Genomic DNA, 22,760 nt, shown 5'->3' on the forward strand with positions numbered 1-22,760 from the left:
TCTTTGCATCTTCTACTGCTTTTAATTTTATGATTATTGATAGCTTCGTAATGCTTGTTCCATAATGTCCCATGCTAAATCAACATCTACTTCTGTAGCGAATTTTGCATTAGGTTCTTTTTGATACGTATTATTCAAATCGACTGACATTGTTCCATATGTTAACGCACTATCTGTTTCGATTTGGATATATGTGTTTTGTAATGTAAATATTTCTGGATTTAATAAATATAATATTGTACAAGCGTCATGAATAGGACCGCCATCCATATCGAATTGTTCTTTGTACGTTGATTTGAAGAATTTCAATAATTCCACGACAAAATCTGATACTTTATTATCTATTTTGTTAAAGCGATTGATTACAGCATCGTCTGCTAATAACTGGTGCGTTACATCTAAACTAAAGACTACAACTGGAATGCCACTTTTAAATACTTTTTTAGCGGATTCTGCATCTACCCAAACATTAAATTCTGCAGTTGGTGTCCAATTTCCGAATGTACCACCACCCATAATAACAATTTCTTGTATATTGTCTGCTATTTTAGGTTCTTGAATCAGTGCCATTGCAATATTTGTTAGTGGACCTGTTGCTACTAAAGTAATAGGTTCATTACTTTGCAATACTTGATCAATTATAACGTTTACGCCATGCTCGTTTGTTTCTTTTAAATTTGGCACTTTCGGTAATTGAGGACCATCTAAACCACTTTCTCCATGAATACTTTCTGCAAATGCTGCTTCCTTGATTAAAGGTCTATCAGCTCCTGTTGAAACAGGTATATCCCCTCGATTTATAATATCTAACACATTTAATGCATTTCTTGTATTTTTATCAACTGATTGATTTCCTGCAACAGTTGTAACAGCTAATATATCTAATGAGCTTGACTTGGCACCAGCTATTATTAATGCAATCGCATCGTCGTGACCTGGATCACAATCCATGATGATTTTTCTATTTTGTACCATTCAACCACGTCCTTTTTTAATAATTTCATCTTATTCATTATACTAAAGCGGTTTCATGTTAACAAAATAAACGCGTTATAGAATAATGTAGGCTAATTAAAAATAAGTCTTGTCTTTTAATAAATTAGAGTATATAATTTTAAATCGTAACAGTTACTATTTATAAAAGGAGTGTACAAGATGAAAAAATGGACAGGAATACTATCAATTGTCTTTGTTCTTACAATGGTGTTGGCCGCGTGTAGCCAAACTGGCAACAAAGGTAATGATTCAGATAAATTAAAGGTTAAAACGACAGTTTACCCACTAAAATCTTTCATAGAACAGATTGGTGGCAAACACGTAGAAGTTGAATCAATTTATCCAGCAGGTACAGATTTACATAGTTATGAACCAACTCAAAAAGATATTTTAAATGCGAGTAAAGCGGATTTATTTGTATATACTGGTGACGATTTAGATGCTGTAGCTAAGAAAATAGCATCAACTATTAAAAAAGATGATAAAAAACTATCTCTTCAAAATAGTATCGATCAATCAGCATTATTAACTGATCAACATGAACACGGTGATGAAAAAGAACACGACCATGATCACGAACATGAAGGGCATCATCACGGTGGATATGACCCACACGTTTGGTTAGACCCTAAACTTAACCAAGAAATGATTAAAGGTATTAAAGATGAATTAGTTAAAAAAGACCCTGATAATAAAAAATATTATGAGAAAAACTTTAAGAAATTAAATAAAGATTTAACTGATATTGATAAAGAAATTAAAGATATTACGAAAGGTCACCAAGGTCATACAGTATTTATTTCACATGAGTCTATTGGATATTTAGCGAATCGTTATGGATTTGTTCAAAAAGGTGTCCAAAGTATGAATGCAGAAGATCCTTCTCAAAAAGAATTAACTAAAATCGTAAAAGAAATTAAAGATACAGATGCAAAATATATTCTTTATGAAAACAATATTTCATCTAAAATAACTGACACGATTAGAAAAGAAACAGATGCTAAGCCACTTTCATTTAGCAATATGGAATCATTAACGAAAGAACAATTAAATGAAAAAGACCTTTCTTATCAGAAACTGATGAAAGAAAATATTAAAAGCATCGAAAAATCACTAAACGATAAAATTAAAACTAACGATGATAAAAAAGATTCAGCACATGATAAAGCAATTGAACAAGGTTATTTTAAAGACAAGCAAGTTAAAGACCGTGAACTTACAGATTATGAAGGAGACTGGCAATCCGTTTATCCATATTTAAAAGACGGCACACTTGATGAAGTATTTGAACATAAAGCTGAAGATGGTGACATGTCAGCAAAAGAATTTAAAGAATACTACGATAAAGGTTATAAAACAGATATAGAAAAGATAAAAATAGCAGACAACAAGATCAGTTTCACTAAAAATGGCCATACAACAACTGGAGAATACGAATATGATGGACATGACATTCTAAAGTATGAAAAAGGTAATAGAGGCGTGAGATATAGCTTTAAATTAAAAGGCGAATCAAGCGAGGATTTACCAAAATATGTACAATTTAGCGATCATAACATTTATCCTAAAAAAGCAGTTCATTTCCATATATTTGCAGGAGATGACAAAGATAAAGTACTTAAAGAGCTAGACAACTGGCCGACATATTACCCTTCAAAACTTTCTAAGGATGAAGTAAAAGAAGAAATGTTGGCACATTAAATAAAGAAGAACCTAGACATTAATTTGTCTCAGGTTCTTTTTTAGCATTTATTTCATTTTTTATAATTGATATATTTTCAGCATTTATTTCATTTTTTTTAATTGTTTCAATATTACTTCTCTTTGTTTTTCAAGAGAAATTGGATCATTATATTGAGTTTGTTGTAAGTCTAATTTTATGACATGATTATTCTTGACTGCATCAAGGTTTTTCCAGTTAGTTGTTTGAGTAAATTGTGGAGTTTCACCCATTGTTGCTAGGATAATGTAATCGCCTGTATAATCAGAAAGTACTTCTTCAGATAATGTTGTCATATAAGCATTTTTAGTTTCTTTTTCTAATTTTTTAGGTTGAGTCATACCATAACCACCGTAAACAATTTCTGTTCCGCGTCCATAGTTTTTACCGAAAGCTGTAAGACCTTTTGGCGTTGATTGAAGGACTGTAATTGTTTTTTCGTCTACTTTATAGCCTAATGTTTTTTTATCTTTTTCTAGTTTATTTTCCCATTCTTTAATCCATTTTTTCGCTTTATCTTGTTCATTCACAATTTCTCCAAGCTCTTTAGTAGCAGATTTGTAATCTGATTTCATTGCGTCCATCTGTACAGTTGGCGCAATTTTTTTTAATTTATTGATGTTTTTATCTTCTTTAGTTGTGATGATCAAATCTGGCTTTGTTTTAGCAACATCTTCTACATTATTTTGGCCTAACATTTTAGCCCCTTTAGTCGCTTCAGCTAAAGTTTGATTTTGTTTAACAAAATCAATAACTCCTACTGGTTTATGACCAAACTCAACTAAAGCACCGATGTAGGTAGGGTGTAATACAACGATTCTTTTTGGATTTTTAGGTATATTAATTTTTTCACCATCATCTTGTTTAAATACTTTTGTTTTTGATGATGAATCTGATTTTGTTTCTGCTTCTGGCGATTTTTCTTTAGTATCTATACTGTTACAAGCAGCCAAGAATAATAATAAACATAAACAAAATGTTATCAATCTTTTCATAATATAAACCTCCTATTTAATTGATAATGATAATTAATATCAATTAAATTATATCAAGCAATCTTCAAAATTCAATACCTTATTTATATATATTTGACTTTGATTCGATATATCTATATCTTTACCTTGTATATAAATAAAAGGGGTGAAGAATTTGGTTAAACGATTAATTAGTGCAAATGCTTCAGATATTTCGGGATTTTCTACAGAAGAATTAAAACAAAGTATTAAAGCGAGTGAAGGTAGAACAGTATTGAGTGAAAATGTTGTTGTACATATGCCAGCTTTAGTACAAGATATAACAAATGCAGAAATGGCATCTGCTTTCGGAGCAGATATGATACTGTTGAATGCTTTAGATGTTATAGAACCAGATATACAAGGGTTATATAATGAAGAATATAAAGGGACTGGAAATGCTGTTCAAGATTTGAAACATCTTGTAGGTAGACCAATCGGGGTTAACTTGGAACCAGTTGACGATAAAGCAAAAATGGCCGAAGTGAAACTAGATATATCTTCTGGTAGAAAAGCGACAAAAGAAACTTTTGAACAAGCTAAAAAATTAGGCTTTGATTTTGTATGTTTAACTGGTAATCCAGCAACTGGTGTAACAAACGAACATATTTTAGAAGCGGTTAAAATTGGGAAAACACATTTTGATGGATTAATTATTGCAGGAAAAATGCATGGTTCAGGTGTAGATGAGCCAGTTGTTAATTTAGAGGCAATTAAACAATTTGTGGAAGTTGGTGCAGACATTATATTAGTACCTGCTGTAGGAACTGTCTGGGGTGTAAGTGAAGACGAAGTGCGTGAGGCAGTTCAAGTAGCACATCGTAGTGGAGCCCTCGTAATGAGCGCAATCGGAACATCACAAGAAGGATCAGATGAAGCTACAATAAGAGAAATCGCAATTAAAAATAAAACACTCGGTGTGGATATACAACATATCGGTGATGCCGGTTATGGCGGCTTAGCACCAGTAGAAAATATATATGCAATGAGTAAAGCCATAAGAGGTCAGCGACATACAGTATCTAGAATATCAAGATCTATAAATAGATAATATGAAAAATCCAACTGCAGAGGCAGTTGGATTTTTTTCATTTATTGAAAGATATGTATTTTCTGGACCGATAAAAAAAATTACAGGTCCAGAAACGCAAAATACGGACCGATAAAAAAAATTACCGGTCCAGAAATGAGAAATACGGACCGATAAAAAAATTACCGGTCCAGAAACGAGAAATGCGGACCGATAAAAATAATTAGCGGTCCAGAAACGAGAAATACGGACCGATAAAAAAATTTAGCGACCCGAAAACGCAAAATACAGGCCGATAAAAATAAATAGCGACCCGAAAACCCGAAATACAGGCCGATAAATAAAATTATCGACCCGAAAACCCGAACCCCGAAAACCCCCTAAACCAATATCCAAATTCAAAACAGTTCTACTTAAATATCATGCATTTCCGTAATACTACGGAACTTTTCAAGATGCTACTCTATAATGAAAGCGTTTACAATATAAGTGTATTAAGAAAAGTTTGGTTAAAGGAGGAATATTGAATGTCAAAACTACCGAATGATTTTCTATGGGGAGGCGCTGTTGCAGCACACCAACTTGAAGGGGCATGGCAAGAAGGTGGTAAAGGTATAAGTGTTGCTGATGTAATGACAGCAGCATCTCATGGGAAACATAGAGAAATAACGGATGGGGTTATAGAAGGTAAAAATTATCCGAACCATGAAGCGATTGATTTTTATCATCGATACAAAGAAGATATTAAGCTTTTTCATGAGATGGGCTTTAAATGTTTCCGAACTTCAATTGCTTGGTCAAGAATATTTCCAAATGGAGATGATCAAGAACCAAATGAAAAAGGGCTGAAATTCTATGATGACTTATTTGATGAATGTCTTAAATATGGAATTGAACCAGTCGTAACATTGTCACACTTTGAATTACCATATCACTTAGTAACTGAATATGGAGGATTTCGTAATAGAAAGGTCGTTGATTTCTTTGTTCGATTTGCGACTGTCTGTTTTGAAAGATATCAAGACAAAGTAAAGTATTGGATGACTTTTAACGAAATTAACAATCAAGCAAATTATGATGAAGATTTCGCACCATTTACAAATTCAGGTGTGAAATACGAAGCCGGTGAAAATAGAGAACAAATTATGTATCAAGCTGCACACTATGAACTTGTAGCAAGTGCTCAAGCTACTAAAATTGGTCATCAAATTAATTCAAACTTTGAAATTGGTTGCATGATTGCGATGTGTCCAATTTATCCTGCAACTTGTAATCCTAAAGATGTGCTCATGGCTCAAAAAGCGATGCAAAAAAGATATTATTTCACAGATGTTCATGTTCACGGTGAATATCCTGGATATATGAAAAAATACTTTAAGTCTAAAAGTTTTGATTTAGATATTACGGATCAAGATGTAGAAGATTTAAAAAATGGCACAGTTGATTATATAGGATTTAGTTATTATATGTCATTTGCTATTTCACATGATAAATCCAATGAACAATATGATTATGTTGAGACACGTGATTTAGTAAAAAATGATTTTGTAAAAACTTCTGATTGGGGATGGCAAATCGACCCTGAAGGCTTACGATATGCAATGAATTGGTTTACAGATATGTATCATCTGCCTTTGTTTATTGTTGAAAATGGATTTGGTGCAATTGATGAATTATGTAAAGATGGTATTGTTCACGATGATTATAGAATCGAATATTTAAAAACACATATCGAACAATTTATAAAAGCAGTTGATGAAGATGGCGTTCAATTAATGGGTTATACACCTTGGGGATGCATTGATTTAGTATCTGCTGGTACAGGCGAAATGAAGAAAAGATACGGATTTATATATGTGGATAAAGATAATGAAGGCAATGGAACGCTTGATCGATCTAAAAAAGATTCATTCCATTGGTATAAAAATGTCATTGCTACTAATGGCGAAAAATTATAAAACACGGAGGTTTTTATTATGAAAAAAGCTTTAATTATATGTGCAGCAGGGATGTCATCATCTTTAATGGCTAAAAAAACAACAAATTATTTAAAAGAACAAGGACATGATATTGAAGTAGATGCAATTTCAGCAAATGAAGGTGCAAGAATGATTGAAAAACAATCTTTCGATTTATATTTAGTAAGTCCACAAACAAAAATGTATTTCAAAAAATTAAAAGAAGCTGGTGATAAAGTGAATAAGCCAGTCGTTAATATACCGCCACAAGCTTATGTTCCGATTCCAATGGGCATTGAAAAATTGGCGAGTGTAATTTTGCAAGGGATGGAAGAAACGGTATAATACTCTCTATGAAATGAGGGGAAGCTTATGCTAAGTCAAAGAGAAATAGAGATACTCAGTTATTTATCACAACGACGCAACGAATTTGTTAAAAGTTCAGAAATTGCGACTATGCTACAACTCTCAGATAGAACGATTAGAAAATATGTCAAAACATTAAAGCCTGAAGTAGAAAAAAATGGTGCAACGCTCATTGCTAAGCAAGGGTATGGATACCAACTCAAAATAGACTTAATGATAGAATTTGAAAATTTTTTAAAACGTTATTTATCTAAAAATGGTCCAGAGCAAGAAAATATCAATGATTCTAAAGATAGACAGTATTACATTTTAAACTTGTTACTTTTTAATAAGGTAAGTATTACGATTGAGCAACTAAGTGAGCAATTATATATTTCAAGGTCTACAGTTTCTCAAGATATTGCATCTATTAAAAATATTATTGCTCAGTATAATCTAGGGATTGTGAGCAAGCAACAGCATGGTATAGCGATTGAAGGGGATGAAAGAGATAAACGTCATTTTATAATGGATTATTTCTTAGGAAATCATTTCTTTCATTCTATTAATAAATATTTTCAAGAAACACCACTTTTACTACAAATCAATATGGAAGAATTGGCGATCATTGTAGTTGATGAGACGAGAGAATCTAAAGTATACCTTTCAGATTATATACTTCAAAATCTAGTGTTACATCTTGGGCTCATGATTAGACGATTATTAGATGGTTATAGTTTGAAGACAATCACTTCAAATGAAGAAGTGCTAACTGAAAATGAATTATCAGTTGCAAGAAAAATTCTAAATCGTGTTGAACGAATTTATAAAATATCATTTCCAGAAGAAGAAGCTAAATACATCAGCTTGCACATTATGACTAAGGGTTCTCAACTTCAAAATCAAGATGCTCAGAGTGACTTATCACAGAGAGTGTCAAAAATATTAAATAAAATAGAAAAAGATTTAGGGTTTCCGATGTCGTCTGATAGTCAACTTTTATATGGTTTAGTTACACATTTAGAACCATTAATAAAGCGCATTCAGAATAAATTTCATTTAGAAAATCCAATATTACATGATATTAAAGCGCAAAATGAATCATCACTTACTATGACTAAGACATATTTTGGAGAGTTAGAAGAACTGAAAAATCAAGAAGTGAGTGATGGAGAATGGGCATACTTAACTTTACATTTACTAGCAGCAATTGAAAAATATTACCAGCGTGAAAAGTTAAATGTGCTAGTGATTTGTGCGACAGGCTATGGAAGTGCTCAAATGCTCAAAGTCAGAGCTGAAAGAGAATTTAGTTTACAAATGAATATAGTCGATGTAATTAGCTACTATGAAATAACCGATGAAAAATTAGAACATATTGATTTAATTATTTCATCTATTGATCTATCTACAATTGTGTTTAAAGTACCAGTTATTCAAGTGAATGTGTTACTTAACGAACAAGATATTAAAAAAATAAATACATTTATTCATCATCATGATAATAAATTTTCATATAATGATGCATTAGAAGAAAATGTTGCAACAGAACAATATAGCTTGTTCTTTAACCAATATTGTAATGAAAGTTCATTTAATTATATTGAAGAGGCGATAACGAAAGAGGCGCTTTTTGACCTTTTAATTAAACAATTGAGTTTAAAAGAAGAGCAAGATTTTGAAGATAAATTGCGAAGACAACTCAATTTTAGAGAAGAATTGAGTACGGTTGTATTTAGTGATGATGTAGCTGTTCCTCATACTGCACAACCAGTAGGCGATTATTCAAGCATAGCTGTAGCGCTCGTACCTAATGGTGTGTATTGGGACGAACAACATCAACAAATCAAACTTGTCATTATGTTATCCCCTTCAAAATATAATGACAATGAGCTCAAAACGATTATTGATATTATCGTTAATTTAATTGATTCTGATGAAAAAATAGCAGAAATCATGAATTGCAAAGATTATAACAGCTTTAAAAATTATATGGTCGGTCAATATCATAAATAAAGGGGTTTAGCTTATGGAACAAGAAGAAATTCAAGTTGTTGCGTTTGAAATTATTTTACATAGTGGTACTGCGCGTACAAATATACATGATGCTTTTAAAAATATGCGCGAGGATAACTATGAGCTAGCTGAGCAAATATTAGATGAAGCAAATCAAGAAATAACTTTAGCGCATCAATCTCAAACTGATTTATTACAAAAATATGCATCAGGTGAATCCATTAATATGGAAATTATTATGGTTCATGCTCAGGATCATCTTATGACTACAATGACTTTAAGAGAGGTAGCTATCGAGATGCTTCACTTATATAAAAAAGTAAATGATGCACTTTAAAAGAGGGATAAAAAATGGATAAAAAAACAAAAGTGGAATTTGAAAAAAATAGAAAAGAAACAAGTCTTAAAGCAATGTACTTTAATCGATTTTTATTAATCAGATATATGTCAGCTTTGTTCTTTTTCTCAAATCTATATTGGTTTTTTACACTTGTGATGAGTCGCTCATTAACTTTGGTCATACCACTTGTACTAATGATCATCATTTTAATAAGTGTTGCAGAGCAAGTGCGAATGTATGGTAATCATTCGAACAATGTTAAATATACACAGTCTTGCTTTTTAAGTTTATTCGCGGTCAATGTAGCATTAATACCAATAATATTATTAACACCTTTATTTCAATATTTATATCCATTTATAGTCGACCAAACGAGTTCAAGGTTAATTGTAGCTGGTGTACTTGTCGGAGGATTAGCCGTTAGTGGTTTCATTTTGTTTAGATTATATAATATTCGACATAACAAAGATTGGCATTATAAACGATTACAAAGGTTTGAAAATGCAATGAACTAAACAAAGAAAAGGGGTCTAGGTTATGGAATCAGAAAATAAAGTTTTTGCTTTTTTAGAGAAGTATTTAATGGGTCCAATGGGGAAAATAGCTTCATTTAGAATTGTAAGAGCAATCATGGCTGCTGGTATGGCTTGTATACCATTTACAATTGTTGGTTCGATGTTTTTAGTATTAAATGTTATACCGCAAACCTTTACGTTTTTAGAAGGATTTTGGAATAGTACCTTTTTAAAAATTGGTGACTTATACATGTTAGCCAATAAGGCAACAATGGGCATATTAGCATTGTATTTCTGTTTAGTTATCGGTTATGAATACACAAAAATTTATGCTGATGAAGAAGATTTAGAAGTTAATCCGCTTAACGGTGCATTATTATCTATGTTTGCATTTTTCATGGCAATACCACAATTAATAATGGAAGACGGTAAGATGGTTCTTGTGAACATCATGAAAAAAGATGTCAACATATTTAATGGCTGGGAGATGTCAGGGGATGGTGTAAGTAGGCTTGGCACGACTGGGATATTTACAGCTATTATAATGTCCATCATCGCTGTACAATTATATAGATTATGTGTGAAACGCCAATGGATTATTAAGATGCCAGAAGCAGTTCCTGAAGGTGTTTCCAGATCCTTCACAGCTTTAATTCCAGCATTCTTAGTTGCTTTTGTCATACTAACTTTCACAGGTATTTTAGTAGCATTTAATACGGATATCTTTAAAATAATTGCAGTACCATTTGGATTTGTAGTGTACTTGACGAGTAGTTGGTTAGGAATTTTAGTTATATACTTCTTAATACATGCACTTTGGATAGTAGGTATTCACGGCGCAAATATCATCAGTGCATTTATTACACCAATCGTACTTACAAATATGCAGCTAAATATAGAAGGCGCAAACATCCCATTTGCAGGAGAATTCCAAAATTCATTCGTTGTAATGGGAGGTTCAGGTGCAACATTAGGGTTATGTATCTTTATAGCTTTCTTAGCTAAATCAGAACAATTAAAAGTATTAGGTAAAGCTTCATTAGTACCAGGTTTATTCAATATCAATGAACCACTCGTATTCGGTTTGCCAATCGTTTATAATCCATTCTTAGCAATACCATTCTTCTTAGCACCAATGGTATCAGCTTCAATAGGTTACTGGACAATCAAATTAGAACTTGTACAACCAATCATCGCACAAGTACCATGGCCATCACCTATAGGATTTGGCGCATTTATTGGTACAGCAGGTAGTCTAATGGCCGTATTAGTATCACTTATTTGTGGATTTGTAGTATTCTTAATATGGTTCCCATTCATTAAAATATATGATAAAAAACTAGTAGAACAAGAAAAAGGTAATGACGCTTTAATATAAGGGGAAATAAATGGCTGAGACAAATTTGTCTCAGCCATTTTGTATTTGATGTGGTATTTCGGGTTTCTGGACCGATAAAATAAATTAGCGGTCCAGAAATGAGAAATACGGACCGATAAAAATAATTAGCGGTCCAGAAATGAGAAATACGGACCGATAAAAAAATTAGCGGTCCAGAAACGAGAAATACGGACCGATAAAAATAATTAGCGGTCCAGAAATGAGAAATACGGACCGATAAAAATAAATATCGACCCGGAAACGTGAAATACGGACCGATAAAAATAAATATCGACCCGGAAACGTGAAATACAGGCCGATAAAAATAAATAGCGACCCGAAAACGCGAAATACAGGCCGATAAAAATAAATATCGACCCGAAAACCAAGAATTTTCGGGTCGCTTCCACTGTTAAACTAATTTTTTTCTAATTTTACCTGAGATGATGTCTATCACAGCTACCATAATGATTAATCCAATAAGTATGATACCAACACGATCCCATGTTCTTGTTTGTAGTGCAAATATTAATGGTGTTCCGATTCCGCCTGCACCTATTAATCCTAAAATTGATGCTGATCGTAAATTGAGTTCAAATCTATATAATACTAATGAGATGTACGATGGTAATATTTGTGGTACTACTGCAAACATTAATGTTTTAATGGAGTTTGCACCACTGGCTACTAATGATTCAGTAGGACTTAAATCTAAATTTTCGAGGTCTTCTGCAAATAATTTACCCATCATACCGATTGAGTGAATACCTAATGCGAGCACACCTGAAAATGACCCTGGTCCGACTGCTTTTATAAAAATGATTGCCATAACGATTTCTGGGAATACACGGATGACGCTTAAAATAAATTTACTTGTGCTGGAAACGGCTTTGGATTTGACCATGTTTTTTGCAGCTATAAAAGCTAATGGTATACAGAATATTGCTGATAAAAATGTACTAATGACTGCGATTGCGAATGTTTCTAAAAGTCCGCGTAATAAATCCTCACCTTCAGGTATGTATACATAAGACCAATCTGGATGGATCAAACCATCTAAAATTGAACGCATAATTGTTCCGGATTGCTCCTTTATTTCAAATGCAGGGATACCTAAGAATGCCCAAATTAATAAGATGAAGACGATAATGGATGATAACCAGCGATATAATATATTGTTTTTTTGAGTAGGGGACTGAAGTCGATTTGCTTTGTTTGTCATACGAGTTTCTCCCTCACTTTCGTGCTAATGATATCTATAATGACTACGATAATAAGCGTTACGAGAATGATTGTGAACGTCTTTTGATATTGGAATAAACCTAATGTTTGATCGTAATACAAACCAATACCACCAGCACCAACTAAACCAAGTACGGCTGCTGCTCTTATGTTGATTTCAAATGCGTATAATACATAAGACATATATGGTGCGATTGCTTGTGGAATAACAGCATATGTAATCCATTTGAGCTTGTTTGCACCTACTGCTGTCATCGCTTCTAAAGGACCGTCATCAATGCTTTCTAAAGATTCATACATCAGTTTAGAAATAATGCTGATAGATAAAATGATAATGGCTAAAATACCTGGAATTTGACCAATACCAAAAATAGCTACAAAGACGGCTGCCAATAATAAATCAGGGATTGTTCTCACAATGTTTAAAATAAATCGACATGGAACAGAGATCCAGGTTGATTTGATAACATTGTTTGCACATAGCATAGAAATAGGAATGGATATAATCGCCCCGATAAAAGTACCGACAATGGCCATACGAATTGTGTCTAACATTGGCTTTGTAATATTTGATAAATAACTTATATCTGGTGGGAACATGTTTTTAAAGAGTTCCAACATTTGAGGAATGCCATACATTAAGTCACCTAAGCTAAATTTCGTATATAAAAAGCTCCATATAACTAAAACGGCTACTATTACTATTGCAAATAAGTGTTTTAGGGAAGGTTTACGTTCCAAATAAGGTTCTAAATGATCTTGTTCCTTATCCATTATTTCACCCCTAACTTTTCATCACTTTTAATATGACGTCCATATATTTCTGCGAATGTGTCGTCGTTTGCTTCAGAAGTAGGGCCATCAAACACTAATTCTCCAGCACGTAATCCGATTATGCGAGAACCGTATTCACGGGCTAAATCTACAAAATGTAGATTAATAATAATCGTGATACCAAGCTCTTCATTGATGCGCTTTAAATCGTCCATAACTTGTTTAGTAGTGAGTGGATCCAATGAAGCAACTGGTTCATCAGCGAGTATAATAGATGATTCTTGGCAAAGGGCACGTGCAATAGAAATTCTTTGTTGCTGACCACCAGATAATTCATCTGATCGACTAAAAGCTTTTTCTAAAATGTTGACTCTATCTAATGCTTCTAATGCTTTACGCTTATCCTCTTTAGGAAACATGCCAAGTACCATTTTCCAAGTGGGGTGATAGCCTACGCGACCACTTAGGACATTTCTAATGACAGAAGAACGTTTCACTAAATTGAAATGTTGGAAAATCATGCCGATATTACGTCTCATCGCTAATAAATTTTTACCAGTAGCTTTCGTAATAGATTTACCTTCGATGATGATTTCTCCATCTGTAATATCATGAAGTCGATTGATTGATCGAAGGAGGGTGGATTTACCTGCACCAGACAAACCTACAATGACTGCAAAATCACCTTTTTCTATATTTAAATTAATGTTATCGAGGCCTTTATGACCATTTTTATATACTTTTGTAACGTTTTTAAATTCTATTTGACTCATACGAATCACCTTTCATGTAAATAAAGAGCCCAACTCGCTAAATAGGAGCTGAGCCTTTATATTAGAATATTTATGCTTAAATCTTATTTTTCGTTATCATTAACTTTTTTACCGTAGTCACGCACGATATCAAATTTAGAGTCTTTACTATCTACGTAACCTTCATGGCTATAAACTTCACTTACAATATCATGGCCTTTGTCTGTTTTTGCGATATCTTTAAATGCTTTGTTTAATTTATCGCGCCATTTATTATCCATATCACTGCGAACTGAGATCGTGTCGTTTGGAATAGGTTCTGTTAATTTAACAATTTCAGTATCTTTAAATACGTTAGGTTGGTCTTTCTTTAAAATGTTTCGTGCATCTTGGAATGTGACGGCTACGTCAACATCTCCATTTAATAATGCGATAATTGCTTGGTCATGACCTTTCATATTGGTAATATCCATATCATTCATTGGGTCAATACCTGCATCTATTAATTCAGCTACAGGATACGTGTAACCAGCAGTTGATGAAACATCTTGTAATGCTATTTTCTTACCTTTCATATCTTTTAAAGATTTAATGTCTGATCCTTTTTTTACAATGAATTGTGATTTATACTCATCGACTAATTCATCGCTGTTTGAACCATCTTTTTTAACGCCATAACGTTGTGCTTGTAATAACACATCCGCTGCTTTTTGATCATGTGCTAAAGTATATGCTGTTGGTGGTAAAAACCCTACATCTACCTTTTTAGATTTCATGGCTTCTACAATAGTATTGTAATTTGTTGATACAGATACTTTGACTGGAATGCCCAATTCATCTGATAGTAATTTCTCTAATGGTTTCGCTTTAGCTTCTAACGTATCTGCATTTTGAGAAGGTACGAATTGTACTGTTAATTCTTTAGGCTTGTAGTCTCCACCTTTTTTGTTACCCGATGTCTTTGATTCGATGCTAGATTCCCCATTGCCGCATGCCGCTAATACAAATATTGCGCCTAGTAAAAAGATGAATAGGCGACTCACATACTTCTTTTCCCTCATAAAATTCCGCCTCCGAATATGTATTCTAATGTCCTACATATGAAATGCTATCATACTAAAAATACATATTTTGTTTGAAATTGGTAAACTATGTAAAAGTTCTGTTATGTATATGAAGTACAATAAAGTTATATGTATTTTGATGTAAAATATAGTTAATTTTCATTTATTTTAATTTTTTTAAACTAAAATGGAATTATCAAAGATAAAGGAGTGTCACAATGTCTTATTTTAAAAAGTTAGCTTTAATCGGTATGGTTTCTATTGCAACATTATCAACTGAAGTCGCGTATGCGGGTGAAGCGCCAGTTATTGGTGATGATAATAGTAAAGGGCAAGTTCTAGTAGATAATACGCACGGGCAAACTGCTGGAGCTGCTGATTGGGTGATAGATGGCGCATTCTCAGATTATGCCAATTCAATTGCTAATCAAGGTTACCAAGTTAAAGAATTACGAGATCAATCAGGTATTACAGCGGATAGTTTAATCGAGACGTCTATACTTGTCATACCTGAAGCAAACATTCCATTTAAATCAACTGAACAGCAAGCCATTTTAGATTACGTTAAAAATGGAGGAAGTGTCATATTCATTTCCGATCATTATAATGCAGACCGTAACTATAACAGAATTGATTCATCTGAAATCATGAACGGTTACAGACGAGGCGCGTATGATGACATAACTAAAAATATGACTGAAGCTGAAAAAAATTCAGAAGCGATGCAAGGCGTTACTAATTCTGACTGGTTATCAGAAAATTTTGGTGTAAGATTTAGATATAATGCATTAAATAACGTTAAAGCAACGGATATCGTGCAAGGTGAAGAAGGATTAGGTCTTGGCGAAGGTGTTCAATCCGTATCGATGCATGCAGGTTCAACATTAGCGGTTACCAATCCTAAAATTGCAAAAGGTATCGCATACTTACCAGATAATTTAACGGAAGCAGATAAATGGGGTCATGCGGTAGATCAAGGTGTATATAATGGTGGCGGTAAAGAAGAAGGAGCATACATAGCTGTTTCTAAAGTAGGTAAAGGTAAAGCAGCATTTATAGGGGATTCTTCAATGGTTGAAGATATTACACCTAAATATAAAAGAGAAGATAATGGTAGTACAAAGAAAACATATGACGGATTTAAAGAAGAAGATAATGGTAAGTTACTTAATAATTTAACAACTTGGTTAGGTAAAAAAGAAGATTATACAACATTTGAAGCATTAGGCATTACATTAGATCAAGAAACGACATTACTAGACTCAGAAATACCAGAGAACAGTAAAGAAACACAAGCTGAACCATGGTCTCAACCGAAAGACGGTTACGAATGGTTTAATAGTGAAACCTTTGCACCGGGAAGTTATGGAGGCCCAGAAAATGCTGGTGGTGACGATGATAACCCGGGAAATAATCAAGGTACAGCTACTTTAGAGTATCCTGAGTCAGTAGTAAGCGGTGAAACTTTCAAAGTGACAACAACATTAAATGGGTACGATATTAATAGTACAATTAATGATTTGAAGCTAGGAATGTATACTGAAGGTGGTCAACAAATAGGTAAGATTAGTCTATACGGACAACAAGCGAGTAATTATGGTTATAGTCAGCCAACAGCAGTCAAAACTGATGGTGAAGGCAATGCTCAAGTTACATTCACAGTTGAAGTTAAAGAGGGCGTATCTGGAAACGCTAACATTAGGTTGAAACAAGGCAGTACAAATGTAGTGACAAAACCAGTAACAGTTCAACCATAAGTGATGGGGTTTGTGAAGAGATTGGGATTGTAGTGGGGCCGGGGGTCTGGATTGGGGTCTGAATGTTGCAAGTTTGGTGAGTCTTGCAACATAGATCATGTATTTAAAAGAAAAAAATGAAAAATGGTAGCTCCTAGAGCTACCATTTCAGATCGTGGACAAACCAAGCGTATTCAAACGTTTGGTTTGTTTTTTTGTCTTTTTTACATGTTTCATTCAAATATTTTACTAAAAAAGTTCAACTTTTTTAGTATGATATTTGAAAGGTTTGTTTCCTGAATTTTTTAGGAGATAAGCCTTTTAATTTTGATTTAATTCTTTCATTATTATAAAAATGAATATAACGATGTATAGCTTGTTCTAGTTGCTGAAAATCTTCGAATTCTTGACCATAATACATCTCTTGTTTAAGTAGTCCGAAAAAGTTTTCCATAACTGAGTTATCTAAACAATTACCTTTTCTAGACATACTTTGAAATACTTTATTTGCTTTTAATAATTTAGTGTATTGCGAATGTTGATAATGCCAACCTTGATCTGAGTGTATCGTTAAACGATAGCTTAAATCTGGACGCATAGCTATCATTTCTTTTAGTGGATTGATGACAATCTCTAACGAAGGACGTTTTGAAATTTCAAAACTAATAACCTCCGAACTATATAAGTCCATAAAAGGAGATAAATATAATTTTTGGCCATTCTTCAACTTGAATTCTGTAATATCTGTCACTATTTTTTGAAAAGGGACATGTGTTTTAAATCTACGATTTATTATATTTTTAGCGACCTTACCAACTTTACCTTTGAATGATCGATATTTACGCCCTCTATGCGTGAATTTCGAACATGATAGCCCTAATTCTTTCATTAATCTTCTTACTTTTTTATGATTTACATTGATACCTCTATTACTTAAATCTTGTGTAACTCTTCGATAACCATAGGTATAATTAGATTCCTTACATATTTCTTTTATTACTTTAATCAGTTCATCATCTTTATTAGGTTTAATGAACTGATTTATCCAATAATAATATACAGATTTAGCTAATTTAGCGACTTTGAATAAAATACTCAATTTTATATTAAGTGTTTCGTGTAGTTCCGTAATGATCTTTACTATTTCTGATTTTTGCTTCCGTATATGTCGGTCAAGGCTTGTAACTTTTTTTGATAAGCAATACCTGCCTTTAACGTTTCAACTTCATTGCGAAGTCTTTCGAGTTCTTCACGTTCATTTTCATTTAGAGATGAATTTTTATTATCAGTTTCCGAATATTTTTTATCCATATTGATAGACCGTCCCTTTTGTTTATTAGCTAGATCAAGACGACACTTTTCATCAAATTGATGTTGCCAATTGGCAACCATTATAGGATTAATAATCTTAAAATGATTAGCTGTTTCTCGATAAGACAACATATTTTCTTGTCTAAATTTTATAACAGATAATTTAAATTCGCTAGTATAAACAGTGTTTCTTCTTTTTTCTTGTAAGCCATCTTCTCCAAACTCTTTATATTGATTGACCCATATTTGAATGACAGATGAACTGGAAATGTCATGTTTTAAGGTAAGTGCTTTATAACCTGATTGACCATCTAAGTACTCTTTTACTAATTTTAATTTAAAGTTAAAATCATATTTTTTTCTCATAAATAATGCACCCCTATAAGCTAGATTTGAGGTTCAACTTTTGGGGTGCACATCAGTCGTGAGTTAAGTCCAGAGTTAATCCAAGAAATTGCCTAAGTCATGAGTTAAGTCCAAAGTTAATCCAAGAAAATGTCCAAGTCGTGAGTTAAGTCCAAAGTTAATCCAAGAAAAAGCCGAAGTCGTGAGTTAAGTCCAGAGTTAATCCAAGAGATAGTCGAAGTCGTGAGTTAAGTCCAAAGTTAATCCAAGAAATTGCCCAAGTCGTGAGTTAAGTCCAGAGTTAATCCAAGAAATTGCCCAAGTCGTGAGTTAAGTCCAGAGTTAATCCAAGAAAATGCTCAAGTCGTGAGTTAATTCCGGAGTTAATCCAAGAAATTGCCTAAGTCGTGAGTTAAGTCCGAAGTTAATCCAAGACATCGCCCAAGTCGTGAGTTAAGTATTGAGTTAATCCAAGACATCGCCGAAGTCGTGAGTTAAGTCCGAAGTAAATCCAAGACATCGCCCAAGTCGTGAGTTAATTCCAGAGTTAATCCAAGACATTTTTGTACATACTTAGATTGTCGTTTTTGTACATATTTAAATTAGCATTTATACCAAGACATTGACCAATTCCTGAGTTAATACACCACTTCAAAATCCAAAACATTTGGTATGGATTCAACCGAGTGATTTTGTAAATATTGAATGATTAATGCTGCACCTTCTTGTTGTATTTCTTTTACAATTTGATTGGCATTAAACATATGGTAACCGCCGCCACCAACTGATCTATAGTTGTTGATGACTATTTTGTATGTTGATTTTATATCTAAAGGTTTACCTTTAACTAAAATGTTTTGAGCGCGTTCTCCTATAGGTTGTCTAATATTTAATGTATAAGATAACCCGCCAAACATATCGTAGTTGAAGTGTTGTGGTTTTGGTTCTAGAAATGCTGGGTTAACGGTCAGTTCATTATTTGAAATCTCGAAATATGATGCAGAGCGTTCTAAAGCTAGCTTTAAATCGTACCCAGTTACTTCAAGTACATTGAATGTGTTTGGGAACGGATAATTGTTTATAATATCTCTCATTGTGACGTCATTTCCGAAACCTGTTGCCGAATCAAATAAAGCTGTTGCTGAAATATCTGCGCCGCTTGCTTCCATCTGTACATAATTTAATAAATTGATTAAAGGATGTGGTTTCGTCCTTGCTGTAAAATGATCTTCAACATACATTGGAGTTGAAAAATGGGTGATGTTTTGGTCTAACCATTCATTAACTTCATCATTTATTTTTAATACTTTATCTTCAACATTAATGCTAGGTTCTTCCTCTTTAACATATAAAATTTCACTATGAGATGAGGAAATTTGATGTGTTGTTTCGTCGATTGTTAAAGTGATTTTGCCGAGACAATCTCCTTTTGAACCTGGTTGTATAATTTCGGTTTGGTTTATTTTTTCAGCAATTTCGCGGTGTTGATGGCCAGTAATTAAGACATCTATTCCTTCTACTTCATTAAGTAAATCATAACCTTCATTCTCTCCAGTGATTAATTCAGTTGGTTCGCCAGTTTGAATGTCTTTCTCAAATCCGCCGTGATAGCATACAACAACTATATCCGATAGATCTCGAACTTCTTGTATGAGTTTAGACGCTGTTTCCTTAGCTGGTTGAAAAGATAATGCTTCGATTGTTTCGGGTTTTTCCCAATTAGGTATGTATTGCGTCGTTAACCCTATAACGCCAATTGTTATATCGCTTTTATCAATATAAATAACGTCATGACCTGTAAATGGTTGGTTATCTTTTAAAATATTTGCGGATAAAACAGGGAAATTAAATGAATTGAGCGTGTCATACAAATAAGGTAAACCATAATTAAATTCATGATTGCCAATTACAGCAAAATCAAAGCCGACTTTGTTATATATATCACTTAAATCTTTACTTGAATGCAATTGAGAATATAAATATGAACATAGCGGCGAACCTTGTAAAAAGTCGCCATTATCCATCACAATTACATGTTCATGCTTGTTTTTAATATTATCTATCATGGTTTTTATTTTTAATAGACCTTTCGGTAAATCTTGATGAGATGCTTGATAATCTGTTGGAAAGATATAACCATGGATATCACTAACTGTTAGTATTACGACTTCTTTCATTTTTAATGCCTCCAATTTTGGATATTACCTCCATTATATCGATTAAATGTCATCGTATTATGAATGTCATACTAAGAAACTGTAAAAATAAGATAAGTGAAGAATTTCTGAATTGATAAAGGTTGCCTAATTAACCATTTATTTCGGTTACAAAAATAATTTTTTGCGATTTACTAAATGTTGAAGTATTAATTTTTTTCTATAGTATAATGTTATTTAGTCGAAATTTTACATAGGAGGTAAATTATGAAGGTGTTCTTCCAATATTATAAACCCTATAAAGGATTGTTTTTCTTAGATTTTGGTTCTGCTGTCTTAGTAGGTATTCTTGAATTAGCTTTTCCGCTAGTTACGAGTATATTTATTGATCAGTTGTTGCCAACTAAGAATTGGAGTTGGATTGTCATTTTTGTATTTCTGTTATTATTCATATACGCTGTTGAATCTGTCTTAAAATTCATAGTGACGTATTGGGGGCATAAACTGGGGACTAATATTGAAAGAGATATTCGTAATGAACTTTATGAACATATTCAAAAAATGAATTTTGGTTTCTTTGATAACCAAAAATCTGGTAAAATCATTGGTCGCTTAACAAATGATTTAATGGATATAGGTGAAGTAGCACATCATGGACCAGAAGATGTCTTTGTTGCGATTATGACACTGGTAGGCTCGTTTATTATTATGCTTACAATAGATGTGAAACTTGCGCTCATTACTTTCTGTGTAGTGCCAATAATTTTTGTGTTAACGATATACTTTAATCAAAAAATGTCTGGTGCTTTTAAAAATTTATTTAGTAATGTTTCAAGGTTTAATGAATTAATAGCTGATAATGTTGGTGGAATGAGACTTGTACAAGCTTTCACGAATGAAGGACATGAATTAGCAAGATTTAAAAAAGTAAATGATAATTTCAGAGAGACTAAGTTAAAAGCTTACTCATATATGTCTTGGAACTTATCTATTAGTCATATTGCTCAAAAATTAACATTAATTTTCGTTTTAATTTTAGGAAGTTACTTTGTATTAAATGATTCCTTAACATACGGTGGTTTTGTGGCATTTATTATGATTACGAATTTATTATTTAAACCTTTAGAGTCGATTAATATGGTTATTGAATTATTCCCTAAAGGTATAGCAGGTTTCAAAAATTTTAAAGAAATTGTGAATATGGATCCTGAAATTAAAGATGATGAAGATGCCATCGAGTTTATAGAGGAACCTGATACTATCGAATATGAAAATGTATCTTTCAAGTATTCTGATAAGTTAATTTTAAATCAGTTATCCATTAAAATTGAGCAAGGCGAAAAAGTAGCATTAGTAGGACCAAGCGGGGGAGGTAAAACAACGATTTGTTCGTTATTACCAAGGTTCTATGACCCGTTACAAGGAAAAATTAAAATTAATGATAAAGATATTAAATCTTATACATTAGAATCATTAAGAAAACAAATTGGTGTTGTTCAACAAGATGTATTTCTGTTCGGTGGAACATTAAGAGATAACATCATTTATGGTAACTTGGACGCAACTGAACAAGAAGTTCATTATGCAGTCGATCAAGCGCAGTTAAGAACTTTTGTAGATGAATTACCGGAAGGATTAGATACTGTCGTAGGGGAACGCGGTACAAAATTATCAGGTGGACAAAAGCAGCGTATTTCAATTGCGAGAATGTTCTTGAAGAATCCACCAATTATTATTCTAGATGAAGCGACGAGTGCATTAGATGTTGAAACTGAAAATAAAATTCAATCAGCATTTAAAAACTTATCACAAGGAAGAACATCACTGATCATTGCGCACAGATTAAGTACGATTAGACATGTCGATCGAATTGTATATGTCGAAAAGGGTCAAATTCAAGAAATGGGTAGCCATGATGAATTGATGAATAAAGGTGGCAAATATAAAGATTTATATATGTCACAGTTTGAACAAATCGATGAATTTTAAATAATAAGTGGGACAGTAATCTAATTTTAAAAAAGATTCTGTCCTACTTTTTTGCCTTTTTAAACAAAAGAATAGACAAA

At 32.8% G+C, this 22,760-nt stretch carries 19 protein-coding genes; 10 read left to right on the forward strand and 9 right to left on the reverse strand.

Annotated elements, in window-relative coordinates; all coding sequences use genetic code 11:
- Nucleotides 1-33: 33 nt before the first annotated feature.
- Nucleotides 34-975: a nucleoside hydrolase gene (locus tag CD129_RS10900; RefSeq protein ID WP_115337767.1), complete on the reverse strand. Its 942-nt coding sequence runs from the start codon at nt 973-975 to the stop codon at nt 34-36.
- A gap of 180 nt (nt 976-1,155) precedes the next feature.
- Here CD129_RS10900 and adcA point away from each other — a divergent pair, with 180 nt between their 5' ends.
- A complete protein-coding gene (gene adcA, locus CD129_RS10905) occupies nt 1,156-2,697 on the forward strand; it encodes a zinc ABC transporter substrate-binding lipoprotein AdcA (protein WP_115337766.1) in 1,542 nt (513 codons plus the stop codon).
- An 84-nt stretch (nt 2,698-2,781) separates the two neighbouring features.
- Here the strand turns inward: adcA and CD129_RS10910 are convergent, their stop codons facing one another.
- Nucleotides 2,782-3,711, reverse strand: a complete 930-nt coding sequence (locus CD129_RS10910; RefSeq protein WP_115337765.1) for an ABC transporter substrate-binding protein — start codon at nt 3,709-3,711, stop codon at nt 2,782-2,784.
- Nucleotides 3,712-3,865: 154 nt separating this feature from the next.
- Between CD129_RS10910 and CD129_RS10915 the strand changes: the two genes are divergently transcribed.
- The 7 genes from CD129_RS10915 (at nt 3,866) to celB (ending at nt 11,311) form a co-directional block, all read left to right on the forward strand.
- Nucleotides 3,866-4,780, forward strand: coding sequence for a DUF7916 family protein (locus CD129_RS10915; RefSeq protein WP_115337764.1), 915 nt, complete (start codon nt 3,866-3,868; stop codon nt 4,778-4,780).
- A gap of 506 nt (nt 4,781-5,286) precedes the next feature.
- Nucleotides 5,287-6,717: a 6-phospho-beta-glucosidase gene (locus CD129_RS10920; RefSeq protein ID WP_115337763.1), complete on the forward strand. Its 1,431-nt coding sequence runs from the start codon at nt 5,287-5,289 to the stop codon at nt 6,715-6,717.
- A gap of 18 nt (nt 6,718-6,735) precedes the next feature.
- The gene (locus CD129_RS10925) at nt 6,736-7,062 is read left to right on the forward strand and encodes a PTS cellobiose transporter subunit IIB (RefSeq protein WP_115337762.1); all 327 of its coding nucleotides are present in this window, start codon (nt 6,736-6,738) and stop codon (nt 7,060-7,062) included.
- A gap of 27 nt (nt 7,063-7,089) precedes the next feature.
- Nucleotides 7,090-9,078 carry a BglG family transcription antiterminator gene (locus CD129_RS10930; RefSeq protein WP_078358433.1) on the forward strand — a complete coding sequence of 663 codons (1,989 nt, stop codon included), beginning with the start codon at nt 7,090-7,092 and terminating at the stop codon, nt 9,076-9,078.
- 13 nt (nt 9,079-9,091) lie between these two features.
- Nucleotides 9,092-9,415: a PTS cellobiose transporter subunit IIA gene (locus CD129_RS10935; RefSeq protein ID WP_115337761.1), complete on the forward strand. Its 324-nt coding sequence runs from the start codon at nt 9,092-9,094 to the stop codon at nt 9,413-9,415.
- Between the two features lie 14 nt (nt 9,416-9,429).
- A complete protein-coding gene (locus tag CD129_RS10940) occupies nt 9,430-9,933 on the forward strand; it encodes a hypothetical protein (RefSeq protein WP_078358435.1) in 504 nt (167 codons plus the stop codon).
- Nucleotides 9,934-9,955: 22 nt separating this feature from the next.
- Nucleotides 9,956-11,311 (forward strand): PTS cellobiose transporter subunit IIC, encoded by a 1,356-nt coding sequence (gene celB, locus CD129_RS10945; protein ID WP_115337760.1) that lies wholly within the window; start codon nt 9,956-9,958, stop codon nt 11,309-11,311.
- Nucleotides 11,312-11,723: 412 nt separating this feature from the next.
- Here celB and phnE (CD129_RS10950) read toward each other — a convergent pair whose 3' ends face one another.
- The 4 genes from phnE (CD129_RS10950) to CD129_RS10965 form a co-directional block, all read right to left on the reverse strand.
- Nucleotides 11,724-12,533: a phosphonate ABC transporter, permease protein PhnE gene (phnE, locus tag CD129_RS10950; RefSeq protein ID WP_115337759.1), complete on the reverse strand. Its 810-nt coding sequence runs from the start codon at nt 12,531-12,533 to the stop codon at nt 11,724-11,726.
- On the reverse strand, nt 12,530-13,327 hold the full coding sequence (gene phnE / locus CD129_RS10955; protein WP_107536725.1) for a phosphonate ABC transporter, permease protein PhnE: 798 nt from the start codon (nt 13,325-13,327) through the stop codon (nt 12,530-12,532). The genes phnE (CD129_RS10950) and phnE (CD129_RS10955) overlap by 4 nt, the downstream gene beginning before the upstream one ends.
- Nucleotides 13,327-14,100, reverse strand: a complete 774-nt coding sequence (phnC, locus tag CD129_RS10960) for a phosphonate ABC transporter ATP-binding protein (protein ID WP_016913048.1) — start codon at nt 14,098-14,100, stop codon at nt 13,327-13,329. Before phnC ends, phnE (CD129_RS10955) begins: the two co-directional genes overlap by 1 nt.
- 83 nt (nt 14,101-14,183) lie before the next feature.
- A complete protein-coding gene (locus CD129_RS10965; protein WP_107557374.1) occupies nt 14,184-15,140 on the reverse strand; it encodes a phosphate/phosphite/phosphonate ABC transporter substrate-binding protein in 957 nt (318 codons plus the stop codon).
- A 221-nt stretch (nt 15,141-15,361) separates the two neighbouring features.
- On the opposite strand from CD129_RS10965, the gene CD129_RS10970 reads away from it, so the two are divergent.
- On the forward strand, nt 15,362-16,900 hold the full coding sequence (locus CD129_RS10970; RefSeq protein ID WP_115337758.1) for a DNA-binding protein: 1,539 nt from the start codon (nt 15,362-15,364) through the stop codon (nt 16,898-16,900).
- Between the two features lie 247 nt (nt 16,901-17,147).
- Here CD129_RS10970 and CD129_RS10975 read toward each other — a convergent pair whose 3' ends face one another.
- The 3 genes from CD129_RS10975 to CD129_RS10985 form a co-directional block, all read right to left on the reverse strand.
- Nucleotides 17,148-18,044: an IS3 family transposase gene (locus tag CD129_RS10975; RefSeq protein WP_115337757.1), complete on the reverse strand. Its 897-nt coding sequence runs from the start codon at nt 18,042-18,044 to the stop codon at nt 17,148-17,150.
- Complete coding sequence (locus CD129_RS10980) at nt 18,020-18,556, reverse strand: helix-turn-helix domain-containing protein (RefSeq protein ID WP_103323507.1); 537 nt, start codon at nt 18,554-18,556, stop codon at nt 18,020-18,022. Before CD129_RS10980 ends, CD129_RS10975 begins: the two co-directional genes overlap by 25 nt.
- A 617-nt stretch (nt 18,557-19,173) precedes the next feature.
- The gene (locus CD129_RS10985) at nt 19,174-20,712 is read right to left on the reverse strand and encodes a bifunctional metallophosphatase/5'-nucleotidase (RefSeq protein ID WP_107536723.1); all 1,539 of its coding nucleotides are present in this window, start codon (nt 20,710-20,712) and stop codon (nt 19,174-19,176) included.
- Nucleotides 20,713-20,955: 243 nt separating this feature from the next.
- On the opposite strand from CD129_RS10985, the gene CD129_RS10990 reads away from it, so the two are divergent.
- The gene (locus CD129_RS10990; RefSeq protein WP_169925668.1) at nt 20,956-22,680 is read left to right on the forward strand and encodes an ABC transporter ATP-binding protein; all 1,725 of its coding nucleotides are present in this window, start codon (nt 20,956-20,958) and stop codon (nt 22,678-22,680) included.
- Nucleotides 22,681-22,760 lie beyond the last annotated feature (80 nt).

This window comes from Mammaliicoccus fleurettii, from assembly GCF_003970575.1.
In the GTDB taxonomy this organism is placed as follows: domain Bacteria; phylum Bacillota; class Bacilli; order Staphylococcales; family Staphylococcaceae; genus Mammaliicoccus; species Mammaliicoccus fleurettii.

Bases quoted from the DNA above. Each gene is read 5' to 3' on its own strand.
- CD129_RS10900 (WP_115337767.1), bottom strand. From the start codon at position 975: ATGGTACAAAATAGAAAAATCATCATGGATTGTGATCCAGGTCACGAC.
- adcA (WP_115337766.1), top strand. From the start codon at position 1,156: ATGAAAAAATGGACAGGAATACTATCAATTGTCTTTGTTCTTACAATG.
- CD129_RS10910 (WP_115337765.1), bottom strand. From the start codon at position 3,711: ATGAAAAGATTGATAACATTTTGTTTATGTTTATTATTATTCTTGGCT.
- CD129_RS10920 (WP_115337763.1), top strand. From the start codon at position 5,287: ATGTCAAAACTACCGAATGATTTTCTATGGGGAGGCGCTGTTGCAGCA.
- CD129_RS10925 (WP_115337762.1), top strand. From the start codon at position 6,736: ATGAAAAAAGCTTTAATTATATGTGCAGCAGGGATGTCATCATCTTTA.
- CD129_RS10930 (WP_078358433.1), top strand. From the start codon at position 7,090: ATGCTAAGTCAAAGAGAAATAGAGATACTCAGTTATTTATCACAACGA.
- CD129_RS10935 (WP_115337761.1), top strand. From the start codon at position 9,092: ATGGAACAAGAAGAAATTCAAGTTGTTGCGTTTGAAATTATTTTACAT.
- CD129_RS10940 (WP_078358435.1), top strand. From the start codon at position 9,430: ATGGATAAAAAAACAAAAGTGGAATTTGAAAAAAATAGAAAAGAAACA.
- celB (WP_115337760.1), top strand. From the start codon at position 9,956: ATGGAATCAGAAAATAAAGTTTTTGCTTTTTTAGAGAAGTATTTAATG.
- phnE (WP_115337759.1), bottom strand. From the start codon at position 12,533: ATGACAAACAAAGCAAATCGACTTCAGTCCCCTACTCAAAAAAACAAT.
- phnE (WP_107536725.1), bottom strand. From the start codon at position 13,327: ATGGATAAGGAACAAGATCATTTAGAACCTTATTTGGAACGTAAACCT.
- phnC (WP_016913048.1), bottom strand. From the start codon at position 14,100: ATGAGTCAAATAGAATTTAAAAACGTTACAAAAGTATATAAAAATGGT.
- CD129_RS10965 (WP_107557374.1), bottom strand. From the start codon at position 15,140: ATGAGGGAAAAGAAGTATGTGAGTCGCCTATTCATCTTTTTACTAGGC.
- CD129_RS10970 (WP_115337758.1), top strand. From the start codon at position 15,362: ATGTCTTATTTTAAAAAGTTAGCTTTAATCGGTATGGTTTCTATTGCA.
- CD129_RS10980 (WP_103323507.1), bottom strand. From the start codon at position 18,556: ATGAGAAAAAAATATGATTTTAACTTTAAATTAAAATTAGTAAAAGAG.
- CD129_RS10985 (WP_107536723.1), bottom strand. From the start codon at position 20,712: ATGAAAGAAGTCGTAATACTAACAGTTAGTGATATCCATGGTTATATC.